13 protein-coding genes are annotated in these 19,949 nt (G+C 37.6%); 9 read left to right on the top strand and 4 right to left on the bottom strand.

What is annotated here, in order from left to right; all coding sequences use genetic code 11:
- Positions 1-299: 299 nt before the first annotated feature.
- The 3 genes from allB to ATZ35_RS00235 all read left to right on the top strand — a co-directional run bounded on the left by allB (position 300) and on the right by ATZ35_RS00235 (position 4,615).
- Positions 300-1,667 (top strand): allantoinase AllB, encoded by a 1,368-nt coding sequence (gene allB, locus ATZ35_RS00245; RefSeq protein WP_208928287.1) that lies wholly within the window; start codon positions 300-302, stop codon positions 1,665-1,667.
- Between the two features lie 130 nt (positions 1,668-1,797).
- On the top strand, positions 1,798-3,042 hold the full coding sequence (locus ATZ35_RS00240) for an MFS transporter (RefSeq protein WP_208928285.1): 1,245 nt from the start codon (positions 1,798-1,800) through the stop codon (positions 3,040-3,042).
- A 241-nt stretch (positions 3,043-3,283) separates the two neighbouring features.
- The gene (locus ATZ35_RS00235; RefSeq protein WP_208928283.1) at positions 3,284-4,615 is read left to right on the top strand and encodes a hypothetical protein; all 1,332 of its coding nucleotides are present in this window, start codon (positions 3,284-3,286) and stop codon (positions 4,613-4,615) included.
- 106 nt (positions 4,616-4,721) lie between these two features.
- On the opposite strand, the gene ATZ35_RS00230 is transcribed toward ATZ35_RS00235, so the two are convergent.
- The 4 genes from ATZ35_RS00230 to ATZ35_RS00215 form a co-directional block, all read right to left on the bottom strand.
- Complete coding sequence (locus tag ATZ35_RS00230) at positions 4,722-5,468, bottom strand: SDR family NAD(P)-dependent oxidoreductase (RefSeq protein ID WP_244148187.1); 747 nt, start codon at positions 5,466-5,468, stop codon at positions 4,722-4,724.
- Between the two features lie 240 nt (positions 5,469-5,708).
- On the bottom strand, positions 5,709-7,628 hold the full coding sequence (locus tag ATZ35_RS00225; RefSeq protein WP_208928279.1) for a PTS fructose transporter subunit IIABC: 1,920 nt from the start codon (positions 7,626-7,628) through the stop codon (positions 5,709-5,711).
- A 431-nt stretch (positions 7,629-8,059) separates the two neighbouring features.
- Positions 8,060-8,974 (bottom strand): 1-phosphofructokinase, encoded by a 915-nt coding sequence (gene pfkB, locus ATZ35_RS00220; RefSeq protein WP_208928277.1) that lies wholly within the window; start codon positions 8,972-8,974, stop codon positions 8,060-8,062.
- A complete protein-coding gene (locus ATZ35_RS00215) occupies positions 8,971-9,723 on the bottom strand; it encodes a DeoR/GlpR family DNA-binding transcription regulator (protein ID WP_279614914.1) in 753 nt (250 codons plus the stop codon). Before ATZ35_RS00215 ends, pfkB begins: the two co-directional genes overlap by 4 nt.
- Before the next feature lie 185 nt (positions 9,724-9,908).
- Here ATZ35_RS00215 and ATZ35_RS00210 point away from each other — a divergent pair, with 185 nt between their 5' ends.
- From ATZ35_RS00210 to gatB, 6 genes are all read left to right on the top strand, one after another.
- Positions 9,909-11,402, top strand: coding sequence for an alpha-amylase (locus ATZ35_RS00210; RefSeq protein WP_208928274.1), 1,494 nt, complete (start codon positions 9,909-9,911; stop codon positions 11,400-11,402).
- A gap of 801 nt (positions 11,403-12,203) precedes the next feature.
- Positions 12,204-14,444, top strand: coding sequence for a DNA helicase PcrA (gene pcrA / locus ATZ35_RS00205; protein WP_208930400.1), 2,241 nt, complete (start codon positions 12,204-12,206; stop codon positions 14,442-14,444).
- A gap of 43 nt (positions 14,445-14,487) precedes the next feature.
- Positions 14,488-16,533, top strand: coding sequence for an NAD-dependent DNA ligase LigA (gene ligA / locus ATZ35_RS00200; RefSeq protein WP_208928273.1), 2,046 nt, complete (start codon positions 14,488-14,490; stop codon positions 16,531-16,533).
- A 200-nt stretch (positions 16,534-16,733) separates the two neighbouring features.
- Entirely contained in the window at positions 16,734-17,039 is a 306-nt protein-coding gene (gene gatC, locus ATZ35_RS00195; protein ID WP_086278843.1) for an Asp-tRNA(Asn)/Glu-tRNA(Gln) amidotransferase subunit GatC, read from the top strand.
- Positions 17,039-18,508, top strand: a complete 1,470-nt coding sequence (gene gatA / locus ATZ35_RS00190) for an Asp-tRNA(Asn)/Glu-tRNA(Gln) amidotransferase subunit GatA (RefSeq protein WP_086278844.1) — start codon at positions 17,039-17,041, stop codon at positions 18,506-18,508. Before gatC ends, gatA begins: the two co-directional genes overlap by 1 nt.
- Positions 18,508-19,938 (top strand): Asp-tRNA(Asn)/Glu-tRNA(Gln) amidotransferase subunit GatB, encoded by a 1,431-nt coding sequence (gatB, locus tag ATZ35_RS00185; RefSeq protein ID WP_208928272.1) that lies wholly within the window; start codon positions 18,508-18,510, stop codon positions 19,936-19,938. Before gatA ends, gatB begins: the two co-directional genes overlap by 1 nt.
- Positions 19,939-19,949: the final 11 nt, after the last annotated feature.

Here is a 19,949-nt window from a genome sequence, read left to right as displayed (position 1 = left end):
TATTTTTTTGTCAGAGATGAACGAGCCCGCTACGCTTTTAACAGTATCTAGCTTCACAGGCTAGTCTCTATGAAAAAAGATAAAATATGCTGGTGACAAAAAGCGTCACAATCATATTTTCCTATTTTTCTACGAGCCTAAACGAGCCTGTTCAGCTTTTAATATTATCTAGCTGCACAAATCAATCCTTAGGAAAATAGATAAATTAACAGTGAAACAAAGAACGTTTCCATGTTAATTTCCTAATTTTCTACAGGATTAACCGATTTGTTCTGCTTTTAAATTTAGGAGGAAAGTATATGAGTTATGATTTAGTAATCAAAAATGGTTTAGTTATTTTGGATTCTGGTGAAGTTAAAATAGATGTTGCCGTAAAAGATGGTTTGATTGCAGCAATTGGGAATGACCTTGGAGAAGCGGATAAAGTCATTGATGCGGTAGGCTTAGTGGTCAGTCCTGGTATGGTAGATGCTCATGTGCATATTACTGATCCTGGTGGTGGTTATCGTGATCAATGGGAAGGCTATATCACAGGAACAGCTTCTTGTGCCAAAGGTGGCGTTACCTCATTTATGGAAATGCCTTTAAACCAAGTACCAGCCACTGTTGATGGTAAGTCTCTGGAAATCAAATATGAGGCGGGAAAAGGAAAGTTAAAATCAGATGTAGGCTCATTTGGTGGTTTAGTACCATTCAATTTAAAAGGCGGAATCCAAGAATTAGATGATGGAGGAGTAGCAGCGTATAAATGTTTTATGGCAACTTGCGGTGATCGTAGCATCGATGGTGATTTTATGAATGTTGATGATTACTCTCTTTACGAAGGGATGAAACAAGTTGCTAAAACAGGTAAAGTTTTGGCGATTCATGCTGAAAATGCAGCAATTACCGATAAATTAGGTGAAATTGCGTATAAAAATGGTGAAACAACGCTGAAAGCTTATGTAGCCAGCCGTCCAGTTTTCACAGAAGTAGAACCAATTCGCCGAGCAATTTTGTTTGCCAAAGAAACGGGATGTCGTATTCATATTTGTCATATTGCTTGTCCAGAAGGTGTAGAGGAAGTAACGAAGGCTAGAGAAGCAGGTGTTGATGTTACGTGTGAAACTTGTACGCACTATCTATATTTTGATACAGATGAGTTGGATGCAATTGGACCAGTTGTAAAATGTTCACCGCCAATCCGTGATAAAGAAAATCAAAATGGCATGTGGGAAAAAGTTTTATCTGGAGAAATCGATTTTGTAACATCTGATCATTCTCCATGTACACCGGATTTAAAGGACAAAGATAATGCATTTGAAGCGTGGGGCGGTATTTCTGGCGTTCAAAATAATGTAGATGTTCTTTTTGATGAAGGGGTTCAAAAAAGAGGAATGTCGCTAAAACAATTTGCTGATATCATTGCTACAAATCCAGCAGACCGTTATGACTTAGACCAAAAAGGTCGGATCAGTATTGGCAAAGACGCTGACTTTGTATTGATCAAACCTAACGCGCCATATACGCTAAAAGCAGAAGATTTGGAATATCGTAATAAAATCAGTCCTTATATTGGGCGTGAAATTGGTGCTCAAGTTGTGCAAACAATTCTAAGAGGTCATGTTATCTATTCGCAAGAATTAGGAGTTGCTACTGATTTTGTGGGTACCTTTATCAAGAAGTAATTAAGTTAATAGAGTGGTTGGGAAGATCAGACATAAAAATAATTATTTTTATTGTCTGGTTTTTCTTATTTTGGAGGGAAAATAGAAATACAACTTAGTTAGTGATTTAACTGAAAAAGGAGACCAGATTATGGATGAACTCAAAACTAGAAATAGACAAACTCCTTATTGGAAACAAATTATCTATATATTAACTGTCGGTTGGATCGTCATATGGATTTATCGAACGGTATTGACCCCTATTTATCCAATCATTAGTGAATATTTTGGTGGGGCAACGGATGCGCAGCTAGGCCATATTTCAAGTTTTTATTTTCTAGGTTATGTGTGTATGCAAATTCCATCAGGACTGCTTGTAGATAGATTGGGGAAAAAACAGATCTTGATTCCTGGTTTTTTATTGTTTGGACTTGGTGCGTTGATTGTTGGGTTGTCTCAAACTATTGGGATCGTGTTTATTGGAAGTATTTTAGCGGGGCTAGGGTGTGGTACATACTATGGAGTAGCTTATTCATTGACTGCAGAATATGTACCAGTCTCTAAACGAAGCTTGTCGACTGCCATTGTCAATAGCGGAACTGCAATTGGTAGCGGTCTTGGGCTAATTTCTTCGAGTTATTTAGTTGGAACAGGAATATTGCCGTGGCAAGCCTTGATTTTTGCGACAATCGTGTTGATTCTAATGGCTATAGTCATGTTTTTACGTTATATCCATTTAGAAAAACCGAAAAAGGCATCAAGTGTTAGTAAATATTCCGAAGAGAAAAAGCAAGTTTCGATCAAGGCGTTGTTTAAACCTCGAATGATTTCAGCTTATATTTTATATTTTTCAACGTTATACACATATTATCTGATCGATACATGGTTGCCCAATTTTTTAGAAACCGAAAAAGGGTTTTCTGGAACGTCAGTGGGGTTAGCATCCTCGCTCGTATTTTTTACTGCGATACCTGGTGCGTTGATTTTTAGCCGGATTGCAGATGGAATTCCCATGAAAAAGGTACAATTGATCATCATCCTTGAAATTTTAGCTGCTAGTGTGTTGTTTCTGACTGTCACGACAACGAATCAAACGATTTTAGTAATTGGTATTATGGCATATGGTTTTTTTGGAAAGTTAGCGGTCGAACCGATCATCATTTCTTGGCTAGGAGAATCAGCACCTAAAGGCAGCGTTGCAACAATGTACGGAGTGTTTAACTTTTTTGGAATGTCCGCTTCAGTAATTGTTCCATCGTTAACTGGGAAAATTTCAGATATTACTGGCTCAAAACTCTATGCGTTTTATTTGGCAATTGTAATTATCGGCTTCGGGACACTCTTGTTTTATATAATTAATCGTATTGTGGATCAAAAAAGTAAACAGATAAATTAAAATGGCTAAATAAAAAGATACTTTATTTCTCTCAAATTATTATGATTTGTAAGAAATAAGGTGTTTTTTTAGTTTGACTGAAATCATTATTTTTATCCTATTTTTAGTAAAATTAATTTTTTAAATGGACTTTCTTTGATAATAACTCTAAAAAACCTCTCTTATATAATTTCATAAGTATATTAGATGAAGTCTCTCTTTTTTTTCGTTATACTTAACGTAAGGAACGAGGTGGAGCAAAATGAAAAAAACAAAGAAAATCTATATGGTTATGACTCGGGTGAATGTTTCGTTAAATGAATTGAAACAAGATGTTTTTGATTGGTTGAGTTTGTTACGAATAGTAACGATTCCCGAAACTTATCGTTTTGGTGATGAAGAAGTGCGGCAATTTAGCTTACAAGCCATCTCAAGTCAAATTCAACATCTTACCGAAGAAGAAAATCTATGGATCAAAGTAAACGCTGAAAACGGCGAATTTCAGCTCCATATCTCAAAGTTAACGCTTCGCGAACAAACAATTATAGCTGGCAGTACTTTTTCAGCTTATCAAACAATGATTGAGGATTATTATGATACTCGAATGGTTAGAAATGGTATGTATGGATATATTCGTTCGTTAGATGACTATTTATATAATAATGTTGAAAATATTGAAAAAAGAACCTTTGAAACAGACAGTGAAATCAAACAATTGCCGAAACGATATGATCATAAAAAAGCAGTGATCATTGATTGTAATCAGCTAGCGGGTTACGATGTTTATTTCAAAGGGTTGTGTTTGACCTCTTGTTGGAAGATGTATTATTCAAGTTTATATACTCAGATTATTCCTAAACCGATTTTTATGGAAGTGCAACAAGTTCAAGCAATTGAAGAGTTGGGAAGTCAAGTCTTCAAGATAACCTTATTCAATGATCCGTTCAACTGGGATTTGCCAGTCAATCAAAAGTACCAACGCTTATTTAGAGATCAGATGGGTTATGATCAATTGGCTTGGAATAATGGCACAGGGGTCCTAAGACCACCGTTTATCGAGTATGCTTTTGTTGAAGAGGTTATTCAAACAGTACAATATCAAAATAATTACTATCAACCAGTTGAAAAGAAAAATGCTACCTATTTTGTTACAAGAAGCTATGACAATAGGCGGCAAAAATATGTAGTGAATCGTACGAAAGGAATCTTAAATGCGCAAGCTTATTTTCCTTGGATCGATGAAAAGAGCCGCAAGATGATGAATTATCGGGTATTGGATCCTAAGATGGCTATCGATGATGGTCTGTCAGCGTATGAATTTTATATTCGGCAATTTCTGGAAATTAATGTGTTGGATAAAAAATATGAAGATTTTGTTTCGGTCTTACGTTTTTATTTACCAAAAGAAGCGATTCAACAGCTTCCTTTAGATGCATTGTGGGATAAATTGTTTGATGTGAATATCAGTAATTTAAAGCAAAAGGAATCTTCTACAAGATTTGATTTGGAAAAAGCGAAGAATCATCTGCGTGTTGTATTTCTAGATTCTAGTTATTTGGAGACGATCAATCAGACGATCGATATTAGTGAATAGGAAAAGTGGAACAAATTAAATCCGACGATCAATTTAAAAAAAACCACACAATGACTTCTGCATTGTGTGGTTTTTTGAATTGCTGAAACAGCCTTTAGATAATGGTTTATAAAGCAACTCTATCTCCATTGATCACAAGTTCTGCCCCTGTAACGAAACTAGCTTCATCGCAAGCTAAATAAATAATTCCATTGGCGATATCTTCTGATTTTCCTAAATAAGGGAATTGGACACTTTTTTTATAGTATGGACTGATAGTCGGAAAGGTTGTTTCTATCAAAGGCGTTTCGATCGTACCTGGACAAATTGAATTTACCCGAATATTATGCTCAGCATATTCAAATGCAGCATCAAGTGATAGTGAACGGATCACATCTTTGGCTGCAACATAAGGATTGCTGTCTGAAAGACCGACTAACCCTTGAAGAGATGAAACATTGATGATCGATCCACCATTATTTTTTATCATAAGAGGAATCACTTCTTTTAAACCATATGTAAGACTATTTAAGTCGATTTCTTGAATTTTTTCCCAGTCTTTTACGGATAGATCCAAAATTATTTTTGGTGAAGAGATACCGGCATTATTAACTAAAATATCGATTTTCCCATATTTTTTTACGGTTTCGGCGAGGACTTTACGCCAACTAAGGACTGAACGGACATCGTGTTTAAAGGCGGTTGCAATACCACCTGTTTCGATGATAGTAGAAATGATAGTGGCCATTTTCTCCACATATTTGCCTGTACAAACAACGATTGCTCCTTCTTTGGCCGCTAATTTAGCTGTTGCAGCACCGAGACTGCTTGGGCCGTCTGTGATTAACATTACTTTACCTGATAATCTATTCATAATAAAAAAACCGCTATAATGAACGCTCATTATAGTTATCCTTTCTAAGTATTCTAAACAATGATCATCTTGCTAGTGACATAATTTAATGTGTAAAGAATGCGCATTTCTTATGTATAAGTTTAATATAGATATTTTTTTAAAGCGAATGATATAAACCAAAAATAGTATTTTTTATAAAAAGAAGCCCCCAAAGTAACAGAAGGGAAGAGTCTGTTACTTTGGAGACCGTCATTTTACTTATTGTGGAACTGGTTTTTTCACGATACCTAAAACAAGGGCAGAGACAACTGCGCCAATTGCGATAAAGACTAAATATAAAAGTGGGTGACTCAATAAAAGTGCTACGAAGATACCACCATGAGGAGCTAATAAGCGGATACCGAATCCACCAACTAACCCGCCAGCTAAGGCTGATCCAACAACAAAACTTGGAATCGTCCGTAAAGGATCAGCGGCTGCAAAAGGAATTGCTCCTTCAGTAACGAATGACAAGCCCATCACCAAGTTTGTTAATCCTGCATCTTTTTGGTCTTTCGTAAATTTATTTTTAAAGATCAATGTTGCAATGAAAATAGCTAATGGAGGAACCATACCACCGGCCATAACAGAAGCCATAATAATACTGCCGCCTTCTGTAACAGTTGCAGCGATTGAAGCAGTACCGAATACGTAAGCCGCTTTATTGATCGGACCACCTAAGTCAATGGCCATCATACCACCAAGTAATGCCCCTAAAAGTGCTGCGTTTGTACCATCTAAACCTAATAAGAAATTATTCAATCCATCATTGATGACTTTCATTGGAATATTGATCAAAAGCATCAGACCACCAGTGATTAACAAACCAAAGACTGGATAAAATAAAATCGTTTTGATGCCGTCTAGTGACTTAGGCAATCCTTTGAATACTTTTTTCAAGAAAATAATGACATAACCTGCTAGGAAACCACCGACTAAAGCACCTAAGAAACCAGCTCCACCAGTATTGGCTAAAGCACCAGCAGCAAAACCAGCCACAAGTCCTGGTCTATCAGCAATACTTGAAGCAATAAATCCAGCTAAGACTGGTAACATAAAGCCAAAAGCAGCACCACCGATTTGGTTAAACCAAGAAGCTGCTTCATTATAATTCCCAAGCATGCTTAGTTGATCTTGAGGAACACCAATAAATTGATCGATCATAAATGAGAGTGCAATCGCAATTCCGCCACCAATCACAAAGGGAAGCATATGTGAGACACCGTTCATCAAGTCTTTATAAATTCTAGAACCAATCGAACCCTCTGCTGAGTCATCTTCTTCGCTAGAATCAGATTCAGAACTATGGAAAATAGGTGCTGAACCGTTTGTTGCGATCGTGATCAGTTCTTCTGTTTTACGAATACCGTCGCTCACCGGACGATTGACAAGTTCTTTACCATCAAAGCGATTCATTTCTACTTTTTTATCGGCTGCAACGATCACACCATCAGCTCGGGCAATGTCTTCAGCTGTTAAACGGTTTTTGATTCCTTCAGAACCATTTGTTTCAACTTTGATCTCAATACCCATTTCTTTGGCTTTTTTCTTCAAGGCATCTTCAGCCATATACGTATGCGCAATTCCAGTTGGACAAGCCGTAACTGCTACAACAAATTTACGAGCTGAATCATCTGTGTTTACGTTTTGTTCTTGCTGTTCTTGTTTTTCTTCAGCTTCTTTTGCTTCCTCGGCTGATTGAAACAAGTTTTGGACTGCTTCAGGGGTTTTCGTTTCTTTTAATTGTGCGACAAAATCTGGATCGATCAATAATCGAGACAAAGCAGCTAAGGCTTGAAGATGAGTGTCGTTAGCGCCTTCTGGAGCTGCAATCATAAAGAATAAATAAGTTGGCTGACCATCTAACGCTTCATAATCTACCCCTTTATTACTTTTGGCAAATAGGACAGTTGCTTCTTTAACCGCACTATTTTTAGCATGTGGCATGGCGATTCCGTCACCAAGACCCGTTGAAGTCTGCGCTTCTCTAGCTAAAATGCCTTCTTTATACGTTTCAATATCTGAAATACGTCCGCCATCGTACATTTTTTGAACCATTTCATCGATTGCGCCTTTTTTATCAGTCGCTTGCAAATCCATGATCATTACGTCTTTGACTAATAAGTCTTTAATGTTCATTACTTTTCCTCCTAATTTTAAAAGCGCAGCGGGCTCGTCCAGCTCCGACAGAAAAATAGGAAAATATGAGGGTGGCGCTCTTTGCCACAATCAGATTTTATCTTTTTTCCGAGGAGCTAGCCCGCGTAGCTAGATAACAATAAAAGCGTAGTGGGCTCGTTCAGTTCTGACAGAAAAATAGGAAAATATGAGGGTGGCGCTCTTTGCCACAATCAGATTTTATCTTTTTTCCGAGGAGCTAGCCCGCGTAGCTAGATAGTTTTAAAAGCTGAAAGAGCTTGATCAGCCTTGACAGGAAAATAGTAAGATCAGAGGGTGGCGATTTTTTGCCACAATCGGATTTTGTCTTTTTCCCGAAAGGCTAGCTCTTGAAGCTAGATATGGTAACAACGTTCCGCTTCGCTGTACCTTGTACTTTTCAACAGAAAAATCTATCTAATTTTTTCAATTACCACTTCTGCAATCAATTCATTAATTAGCTCAGCTGAAGCCAAATCATCTGAAAATGCAGTCGCGCTACCACAAGCAACGCCCCATTTAAATGCTTCAATAGGATCATTATGCTTAGCGAAGCTTCCCACAAAACCTGCGATCATAGAATCTCCAGCACCAACTGAATTTTTCAAAGGTCGCTTCAACACATTTGAGCGATAGATACCATCGTTAGTAAATAACAAAGCACCATCCCCAGCCATTGAGATGATCACATGTTGAGCACCGTCTCCCAATAAACGTTCGCCAAATGGTAAAATATCCGCCATCGTTTGAAATTCAACATCAAATAATTCAGCTAATTCATGGTTGTTTGGTTTGATTAATAAAGGCTTTTGTGGTAGTGCATTGAGTAAATCTTTACCTGTGGTGTCAATGACAAATTCAGCCTGTTTATCTTTGATGATTTGTATTAATTCTTCATAAAAACCGTCACGCAATGTTGCAGGTGTGCTGCCCGATAAAACGACAATATCACCAGCAGAAATCATGCTTAATGATTGTTTTAGTTCTTGCATTTCTTCGTTGCAGATTGCAGGACCTAAACCGTTGATTTCTGTTTCTGCTTCAGATTTCAATTTGATATTGATTCGTGTATCTTCAAGAACCGATGTAAATTTTGTTGTAATTTCTTCTTTCGCTAGCCAGTCAGAAATGAATGTCCCGGTAAAACCACCTAAAAATCCTAGCGCTGTTGATTCTGCTTGGATTCGTTTCAAAATCCTAGAAACATTGATGCCTTTTCCACCAGGTAATTTTAAGTCATTGGTCATCCGGTTTAATTCGCCTAATTTTAACTCTTCAACATGAACAATGTAGTCTATTGAAGGATTTAAAGTGACTGTATAAATCATTGTGCTGCCTCCTTGATCGTTGTTTTTTTCTGGAATTGTTCCAGTAACTCAGGGGAACAATGGTTGATAAGCAAGATCACCTTATCAAGGTCCGTTACTTTTGTGAAAGTGACTTTGTTTAATTTTGTCTGATCGATTAAAATATAAGCTTCATCTGCTTGTTCAATCGCTAAGCGTTTTAAGGCAGCTTCTTCAGGATCAGGTGTTGTCAAACCAAATTCAAGATGAGCACCGTTCATTCCCATGAATGCTTTATTAAAACGAAAATGACTAAGTTGTTCCATGCCAACTGCTCCAATGATCGCTTTTGTAGAAAGTTTTAGTGAGCCGCCTAAGATAATAGTCTTGATATTCAAATCCCCCAGTTTTGCAGCGTGATGAACAGAATTGGTCACAACAGTGATATCTTTACCGACTAAAAACGGGAGCATTTCTAAAGTGGTAGATCCTGCATCCAGATAAATAACATCGCCGTCATGAACAAATGTAGCCGCTAATGCAGCGATTCTTTGTTTCTCTTGCGTGTTTTTGGTTGATTTTTCAATCATGTCTTGTTCAAAGCCTAAATTTAAAATACGTTTAGCACCGCCATGAACTCGTTCTAATAATCCAGCATTTTCTAGTTCTTGTAAATCACGTCTGATCGTTGATTCTGATGCGTTTAAAAGAGTAGACAATTCATGTGATTTCACAACGGATTGTTGATCTAATAAACGTAAAATTGCTTGATGTCTTTCTTCTGTAAGCATTTTCACACCTCTTTTCACTGATTATAATAGCATATTCAAATTAATGATGCAATTAAAAACGGTCAAAAACATTCATTTTTAGTTAAAAACGTTCAAGGCGGGCACTTATTATGTAGGATTCTATCATTTGACAAAGATGTTTGACCTTTGGCTTAATGAAGGTAGGAAAAATCGGAGGGATCAGGATGAAGAATCGTACAATATTGCAAGGATTTGAATGGTATTTACCAGCTGACGGCAAACATTGGCAACGATTGACTGAATTAGCTGAGAAATTACAGAAAATTGGAATTAATAGTGTTTGGTTACCCCCAGCTTATAAAGGCGCCAATGGAATAGAAGATGTTGGCTATGCACCTTATGATTTGTATGATTTAGGAGAATTTGATCAAAAAGGAACGATTACCACAAAATATGGCACAAAAAATGAGTATTTAGAATGTGTACAAGCTTTAAAAAAAGTTGGAATGGAAGTGTACTGTGATATTGTCTTTGACCATTTTATGGGAGCGGATGAGGAGGAAACTGTGTCTGCAATAAAATATCGACCAGATAATCGAACTATCCCAACAAGTGGTGAGGAAGAAATTTCAGCTTGGACAAAATTTACTTTTCCTGGAAGAAACCATCAATATAATGACTATATTTGGACGTGGAGAAATTTTTCTGGGGTTGATTATGATGATCGGCGGCAGGATCATGGTATTTTCAACTTTAGTGGCAAAGGTTGGGAGCCGGAAGTGGATCAGGAAAATGGTAACTTTGATTATTTGATGGGCTGTAATCTGGATATGGAATACCCTGAAACAGTTCAACAGCTAGACAAATGGGGAGAATGGCATCAACGTTTGACAGATATTGATGGCTATCGTTTAGATGCGGTCAAACATATTCGATTCAACTATTTTGTCGAGTGGTTATTAAATAGAAGAAAAGAAAAAGGCAAAGAACTGTTTGTAGTCGGTGAGTATTGGCATGGTGATTGTAAGAAATTAATGAATTATATTGATAGTTCTGGAACGTTGATTTCATTATTTGATGTTCCATTACATTATCGTTTCTATGAGGCGGCAAATTCGGATGGTCGCTTTGATATGCGGAATATTTTTGCAGGAACACTAATCAAAGAACGTTCAGAATGGGCTGTTACGTTTGTAGATAATCATGATACTCAACAAGGACAAAGTTTAGAATCATGGATCGCAGGTTGGTTTAAAGTTCACGCATATGCACTGATTTTGCTACGAAAAGCTGGAACTCCAGTTGTTTTTTGGGGAGATCTATTTGGAATTCCAACTCAAAACGTGAATCCAGTAGGTAAAAATTTAGAACTACTGTTAAAAATTCGAGAAAAACTAGCTTATGGGAGTGAAATGGATTACTTTGATGATCCCGATGTGGTCGGTTGGATAAGAACAGGGACATTTGACCGTGAAACATCTGGTTATGCGGTTGTCATGACCAACGCAAAGGCTGGGGCAAAAAATATGACGATCAGTGCGCTCCATGCTGGGAAAGTCTTTGTTGACATATTGGGGAACAATTCAACAAAAGTAATGTTGGATGAATCGGGTAGTGGAACGTTTCCTGTAAATGACGGAGCGATTTCTGTCTATGTAAATGAAGAAATTGTAGAAAAATTAAGTAAAGGAGTTACGGAGACTTTTGCTGGAAAATAAATAGTGCGTGACTTTTTTTGGTAGAGTAACTATACTAAATGTAATAGATAAAAGGATGAAGGCTGTAATTTTGGTGCGAACCCCAAGTGCACATGAAAACACTAGGGGATTCGTACCAATTTTTGAGGGAAATTAGGAGTAAAGTTCCTGTTTTTCTCATTGAATTCACACTTTTTTGAATGATTAGTGTGGGAAGGTAGTAAAAGTGTAATGTTTTTATTGCTTTTTCACGGTCTCACTCTTTATTGAGTGAGTGGATTGAAATGTTGTTCTTGATCCATGCGTCCTCGCGCCTCCAAGTCTCACTCTTTATTGAGTGAGTGGATTGAAATATATTATCCCATCCTTAAACTAGTGTTGTGTAATCTAAGTCTCACTCTTTATTGAGTGAGTGGATTGAAATCGCACGTTTAAACTCCGCTATCTGTTCGGCAGTGGTCTCACTCTTTAACGAAGACAAAAATCATTTCTATGATTTTTTTGTCTTCGTTTTTTTATGTTTGACGTATGTTCAAACTTGTTATCATGAAACCAATAACTAAAATAAATTGTTGTAGAAAAATAGCAGGTTGATCAAAAGAAAAGATTGTCCTATAAAACAGTAACATTATTGAAGAATTTTCCTACTATCATCTAGCTTTACAGATTAAACCTTTCGGTAATATTCTAAAAAAAATTCATGGTGGCAAGCACCAATAAATTTTTTTATATGTTATTACTCAAGGTTTGGTCAATCTGTTCAGCTTTTGTGTTTTTTTTGGTATAATGTATAAGATTGAAAAAAGAGAGAGGACGTTGATGATGGCACAAGAAAACGCCTTGATCCAAGGTATGAACCCGAGACAAAAAGAAGCCGTTCTACATACTGAAGGGCCTTTATTAGTGATGGCGGGAGCAGGCAGTGGGAAAACGAGAGTGTTAACACATCGTATTGCCTATTTAATTGAAGAAAAAGACGTGAATCCCTGGAATATTTTAGCCATCACGTTTACCAATAAAGCCGCAAAAGAAATGCGAGAGCGGGTTGGTAAGTTATTAGAAGTTGGCGGAAACGATGTCTGGGTTTCCACATTCCATTCAATGTGCGTGCGGATATTACGTAGAGATGTCGATCATATCGGCTATAATCGTAATTTCACGATCATTGATACTTCTGAACAGCGTACATTGATGAAACGAATTTTAAATGAATTGAATATCGATGTGAAAAAATATGATCCTCGCTCGATTTTAGGGACGATCAGCAATGCTAAAAATGAGTTGCAAACACCCGCAAAAGTAGAGGAATTACAAGGGACACCTTACGAAGAAGTAGTGGCAAAATGTTATAAAATGTACCAAAAAGAATTAAGAAACAATCAATGTATGGATTTTGATGATCTGATTATGAATACAATTCGGTTATTTAATGAACATCCAGATTCATTAAACTATTATCAAAATAAATTCCACTATATCCATGTTGATGAGTATCAAGATACCAACCATGCGCAGTATACTTTAGTCAATATGCTGGCTGCACGCTTTAAAAATCTATGTGTTGTGGGAGATGCGGACCAAAGTATTTACGGTTGGCGTGGAGCGGATATGCAGAATATTTTAGATTTTGAAAAAGATTATCCCGATGCATCTGTGATCACGCTAGAACAAAATTACCGCTCGACGAAAAAAATCCTTGATGCAGCCAACAATGTTATTAAAAATAACCGTAATCGTCGCGATAAACAATTATGGACGGAAAATACGGATGGTGAAAAAATTGTTTATTATCGTGGTGATAATGAGCGGGATGAAACGCAATTTATCGTAGGACAAATTCAAAAAGAAATGCGCGAAAGAGACCGTATTTATGGCGATTTTGCTGTGTTGTATCGTACCAATGCCCAATCGCGGGTAATGGAAGAAATGCTGTTGAAATCAAATATTCCGTATACGATGGTCGGCGGCCATAAATTCTACGATCGTAAAGAAATCAAGGATATTTTAGGCTACTTAAATATTATTTCCAACCCAATGGATTCTCTAAGCTTTGAACGAGTTGTCAACGAACCAAAACGAGGAATCGGTAAAAGTTCAGTTGAAAAATTAAGAAGTTTTGCTCAGATGCATGATTGGTCATTACTAGAAGCGTCGCAGAATGTCGATCTAGCGAATATTTCAGGAAAAGCTGGTAAAGAGCTAGGTAGCTTTGGCATGATGATCCAAGACTTAACGCAAATGATTCCTTATTTAACAATTACGGAATTAGTAAAAGAAGTCTTAGAACGTAGCGGGTATCGCGAAGAATTAGTCAGACAAAATAATTTAGAATCCCAAGCTCGTTTAGAAAACTTGGATGAATTTTTAACCGTTACCCAAGAATTTGATAAACGTTATGAGCGTCAAGACGAAGAAGAGGCAGATGCACCAGAAGAAAAATTAGCTGTCTTCCTAAATGATTTAGCGCTTGTTTCTGATTTAGATAATCTAGAGGAAAGTACCTCTCAAGTAACCTTGATGACGCTTCATGCAGCTAAAGGACTTGAGTTTCCAGTTGTCTTTTTGATTGGATTAGAAGAAGGGGTCTTCCCATTATCTCGTGCGATGCTAGAAGAGAGCGAACTAGAGGAAGAACGTCGTCTGGCCTATGTAGGAATTACTAGAGCTGAGGAAACGCTGTTTATCACCAATGCATTCTCTAGAACCTTATACGGAAAAACACAATATAATCGTCCGAGTCGTTTCTTAGATGAAATTGATGAAGAATTATTAGATTTACAAGGCTCGATTGCAGCACCAAAAGCACCAGCTAGAACGTTTGAACCAAAAGTGTTTAAACCAGCTTATGCTCAGCCGACTAAACAGCCAGTGACAGATAAAGTTGCCAGTGGCGGTGAATCAATGGCCTGGCAAGCAGGAGATAAAGTCAGACATAAAGCATGGGGAACAGGTACAGTGGTTCGAGTTGGTGGTACCGCTAAGGACTTGGAATTAGATGTTGCGTTCCCAGAAAAAGGAATCAAACGTTTATTAGCAGCATTTGCTCCGATTGAAAAAATATAACATACGAGCGAGCTCTTTCAACTTTAAATTTAGGAGGGGTATCATGGTGGAATTTCCATTAACATTAGCCGAAGCGACAGACAAAGCAAAAGAGTTACGGGCGCAGCTTAATCAATATTCTCATGAGTATTATGTAGCGGATAAGCCGACCGTAGAAGATTATGTGTATGATCGCTTGTATAAAGAATTAGTCGACATAGAAACTGAATATCCAGACTTGATCACTTCTGATTCACCAACGCAACGAGTTGGCGGTAAGATTTTACAAGGTTTTGAAAAAGTTACCCATGAAGTTCAGATGTATAGTTTGAATGATGGTTTTAGTAAAGAAGATATTTATGATTTTGATGAGCGTGTCCAAAAGTTAGCAGGGAAGCAAGTTGGTTACTGCTGTGAGCTGAAAATAGATGGACTAGCGATTTCATTAAAATATGAAAACGGAAAGTTCGTTCAAGGGGCAACCCGTGGCGATGGCACAGTTGGTGAGAATATCACGGAAAATTTAAAAACAGTTAAGTCAATTCCTTTAGAATTGAAAAAGCCAATTTCAGTGGAAGTCCGTGGCGAATGTTACATGCCAAAACAATCATTTGTTAATTTAAATAAAGAACGTGAAGAAGCTGGACAAGATGTTTTTGCTAATCCAAGAAATGCCGCTGCTGGTAGTTTACGTCAATTGGATACAAGCATGGTGGCTAAACGAAATCTCAGCACTTTTTTATATACAGTGGCCGATTTTGGACCTATGACGGCACAAACTCAATTTGACGCATTAAATGAATTGTCAGAAATCGGATTTAGAACCAATCCTGAGAAAAAATTATGTCAAACAATCGATGACGTTTGGGCTTATATTGAAGAATACCATGAAAAACGGATGGAATTACCTTATGAGATCGACGGAATCGTGATCAAGGCCAATGAATTTACGATTCAAGATGAATTAGGTTTCACTGTAAAAGCTCCTCGTTGGGCGATCGCCTATAAGTTTCCACCAGAAGAAGCACAAACAGTAGTGGAAGAAATTGAATGGACGATTGGTCGGACTGGGGTTGTAACGCCAACGGCTGTGATGCAACCAGTTCGAGTAGCAGGAACGACTGTGAGTCGTGCAAGCTTGCATAATGCTGATTTTATTGCGATGAAAGATATTCGTTTGAATGACACTGTGATTATTTACAAGGCAGGCGATATTATTCCAGAAGTTGCTCAAGTCTTGACCGAAAAACGGGATGATAGTAGTCAACCTTATCAAATTCCAACGCATTGTCCTGTTTGTGATAGCGAGTTAGTTCATTTAGACGAAGAAGTAGCCTTGCGTTGTATCAATCCTAAGTGCCCAGCTCAGATCAAAGAAGGCTTGAATCATTTTGTTTCTAGAAACGCAATGAACATTGATGGATTAGGTCCACGCGTATTAGAACAAATGTATGATACGAACTTAGTTGCTGATGTAGCAGATCTGTACTTTTTAACGGAAGAACAATTAATGACGTTGGAAAAAATCAAAGAAAAATCAGCAAATAACATTTACAAAGCAATTGCCGCAAGTCGTGACAATTCAGTTGAACGCTTGATTTTTGGTTTAGGCATTCGTCATGTAGGTTCGAAGGCGGCTAAGGTGTTAGCAGAACATTTTGGGGATCTTTGGGCGATTAGTAAAGCGACAAAAGAAGAAGTTGTAGCACTAGATTCGATGGGCGAAATCATAGCTGATAGTTTAGTCACGTATTTTGCCAATGAAGAAGTGCATGAATTGATGGATGAGTTGGCTAAAGCTGGTGTGAATTTTGACTATAAAGGGATTCGTACAGCCCAACTTGAAGCCGTAGAGTCACCATTTAAAGATAAGACAGTCGTTTTAACAGGAAAATTGACGCATTACAACCGAGAAGAAGCGAAAGAAAAGATCGAAAATTTGGGCGGTAAAGTGACAGGCAGTGTCTCTAAAAAAACAGATGTTGTGGTTGCAGGTGAAGATGCCGGTAGTAAATTGACGAAGGCACAAGACTTTGGAATCGAAGTCTGGGATGAACAACAAATGGTCACAGCAATCGATAATAGCTACACAAAAGAAGAGAATGAGTAGCTTGAAAGTGAAATAAAGTAAGTTTTCAGCTGTATTTTTACATTTACAGTGTATTTTCTTTCATCTCTTTCAAAAATTCTTAGAATTTTATGATAGAATAAGAAAAAAGCTGTTTTCTTAACGTGAAACATCGTTCAACAGTACAAAAAATGAACTAGTGAGCTCTTAATTGAGTTTTTCTAATGGAAAGAAGGGTACCCATGGCAATCAGTGAAGAACAAGCAAAACATGTAGCCAAGTTGTCTAAATTGTCTTTTTCCGATGGAGAATTAAAAGACTTTACCGATCAACTAGGTAAAATTATCGACATGGTAGAATTATTGGAAGAAGTAGATACAGAAGGTGTTCCATTTACCTCTAATGTAGCGCAATCGATCAATGTGATGAGAGAAGATGTCGTTACACCTGGTATGGATCGCAATGAATTAATGAAAAACGTACCTGAATCAGAAAATGGCTATATCAAAGTGCCAGCAATTATCGACAATGGGGAGGCTGGTGCATAATGGAAAAATTATATGATAAGTCACTAACAGAATTGCATGATTTACTTGTTTCTAAAGAGATCACTGCAACAGATTTAACACATGCTACGTTAAATCGTATCAATGAGACAGAAAAAGACGTGGATTCGTTTATTACGATCAGCGATGAAAAAGCTTTAGAATTAGCGAAAGCTATCGACCTTAAAGGCATCACAGAATCAAATCCTTTAGCGGGTATTCCGATCGGGATCAAAGATAATATCGTAACCAAAGATATTTTAACAACAGCAGCGTCAAAAATGCTGCACAACTTTAATCCAATCTATGATGCAACAGTAATGGATAAAGTCTATCAAGCAGATATGATCCCTGTTGGAAAATTAAACATGGATGAATTTGCGATGGGCGCAAGTACAGAAACATCATACTTTAAGAAAACGAAAAACGCTTGGGATCATTCCAAAGTTCCCGGTGGTTCTTCTGGTGGTTCAGCAGCAGCTGTTGCAGCAGGACAAATCCCAGTTTCTTTAGGAAGTGATACTGGCGGAAGTATTCGTCAACCTGCTTCATTCAACGGCATCGTTGGGATGAAACCGACTTATGGACGTGTTTCACGTTTTGGTTTGATTGCATTTTCTTCAAGTTTAGATCAAATTGGTCCAATGACAAGAAACGTTCAAGACAATGCTTTAGCTTTAAATGCTATTAGCGGTTTTGATGAAAAAGATGGTACATCTGCTGGCGCGTCTGTTCCTGACTTTACAGCTGGTTTAACAGGTGATATCAAAGGCATGAAAGTGGCTTTACCTAAAGAATATCTTGGTGAAGGTGTGGATGCTGGCGTTCGTGAAGCGGTTCTGAAAGCAGCAGAAACATTTAAAGCATTAGGTGCAACAGTAGAAGAAGTTAGCTTACCGCATTCTAAATATGGGGTTGCTGTGTATTATATTATCGCTTCATCAGAAGCAAGTTCAAACTTACAACGTTTCGATGGTATTCGTTATGGTTACCGTTCAGAAAACGTAAAAAATCTTGAAGATGTTTATGTAAATTCTCGATCTGAAGGATTCGGTATCGAAGTAAAACGTCGTATTATGTTAGGTACTTTCTCATTAAGTGCTGGCTATTACGATGCCTACTTCAAAAAGGCTGGACAAGTTAGAACCTTGATCAAACAAGATTTCGATAATGTTTTTGAAAAATACGATATCATTATTGGTCCTGCTTCACCGACTGTAGCATTTGGTTTAGGAGAAAATATCAATGATCCAATTACCATGTACATGAATGACTTATTGACAATTCCAGTGAACTTAGCTGGACTACCTGGTATGTCAGTACCAGCAGGATTTTCAGAAGGCTTGCCAGTCGGCTTACAAATTATTGGGAAACCATTCGATGAAAGTACGATGTATAAAGCAGCGTATGCATTTGAACAAGCAACGGATTTCCATACGAAAAAACCTGTGATCTTAGGGGGGAATGACTAATGAATTTTGAAACTGTCATTGGACTTGAGGTCCATGTAGAATTAAAGACAAATTCTAAAATCTTTTCACCTGCGCCAGCTCATTTTGGTGCAGAACCAAATAGCAATACTAATGTGATCGACTGGGGTTACCCAGGCGTATTACCTGTTATGAATAAACAAGCACTTGAGTTTGGGATGAAAGCAGCGCTTGCGTTAAATTGTGAGATTTCAAAAGACACTCATTTTGACCGTAAAAACTATTTCTACCCAGATAATCCCAAAGCTTACCAAATTTCTCAATTCGATCAACCAATCGGTCACGATGGCTGGATCGATATCGAAGTGGAAGGCAAAACAAAACGTATTCGTATTGAACGTGTCCATTTAGAAGAAGATGCTGGTAAAAATATTCACGGTGATGGCGGTTATTCTTATGTTGATTTAAACCGTCAAGGTACACCACTGATCGAAATCGTTTCAGAAGCAGATATGCGTTCACCAGAAGAAGCCTATGCGTATTTAGAAGCTATTCGTTCAATCATTCTATTTACAGGCGTTTCTGATGTGAAAATGGAAGAAGGCTCAATGCGTTGTGATGCCAATATCTCTTTACGTCCTTATGGCCAAGAAGAATTCGGTACAAAAGCAGAGCTTAAAAACTTAAACTCAATGAGTTTCGTTAAAAAAGGTCTTGCCTTTGAAGAAAAACGCCAAGCAAAAGTGTTGCTATCTGGTGGAGAAATCCAACAAGAAACACGTCGCTTTGATGAAACAACCAATAAAACATTATTGATGCGTGTTAAAGAAGGATCAAGTGATTACCGTTACTTCCCAGAACCAGATGTGCCACGTTTTGCAATCGATGATGAATGGATTGAAAAAGTTCGTCATAGCTTACCAGAAATGCCGGCCTCTCGTCGTGCTCGTTATATTAAAGAATTAGGCTTACCAGAATACGATGCAATGGTTCTAACACTAACTAAAGAAATGTCTGATTTCTTTGAAGAAGCATTAAACGAAGGTGCTGATGCGAAACAAGTGTCTAACTGGTTGATGGGTGAAGTATCAGCGTATCTAAACAGCGAGAAAATCGAATTACCAGACACTAAATTAACACCTGCTAATTTAGCTGGTATGATCACCTTGATCGAAGATGGAACAATTAGTTCGAAAATCGCTAAAAAAGTCTTTAAAGAGTTGATTGAAAACGGTGGCGATGCCAAAGAAGTGGTTGAAGCCAAAGGGTTAGTTCAATTATCTGATCCATCACAATTATTGCCGATCATCAATGAGGTGCTGGATAATAACCAACAATCTGTCGATGATTTCAAAAATGGGAAAGATCGTGCGGTTGGCTTTTTAGTTGGTCAAATTATGAAAGCTACCAAAGGACAAGCCAATCCGGGCGTTGTGAACAAATTGCTCCAAGAAGAATTAGCAAAACGCTAGAAAGCAGCGAA

The sequence above is a fragment of the Enterococcus rotai genome, from assembly GCF_001465345.1.
GTDB classification, from domain to species: Bacteria; Bacillota; Bacilli; order Lactobacillales; family Enterococcaceae; genus Enterococcus_L; species Enterococcus_L rotai.
Note: the sequence above shows the minus strand (reverse complement) of the source record. Positions and strands in the feature narration are given on the sequence as shown.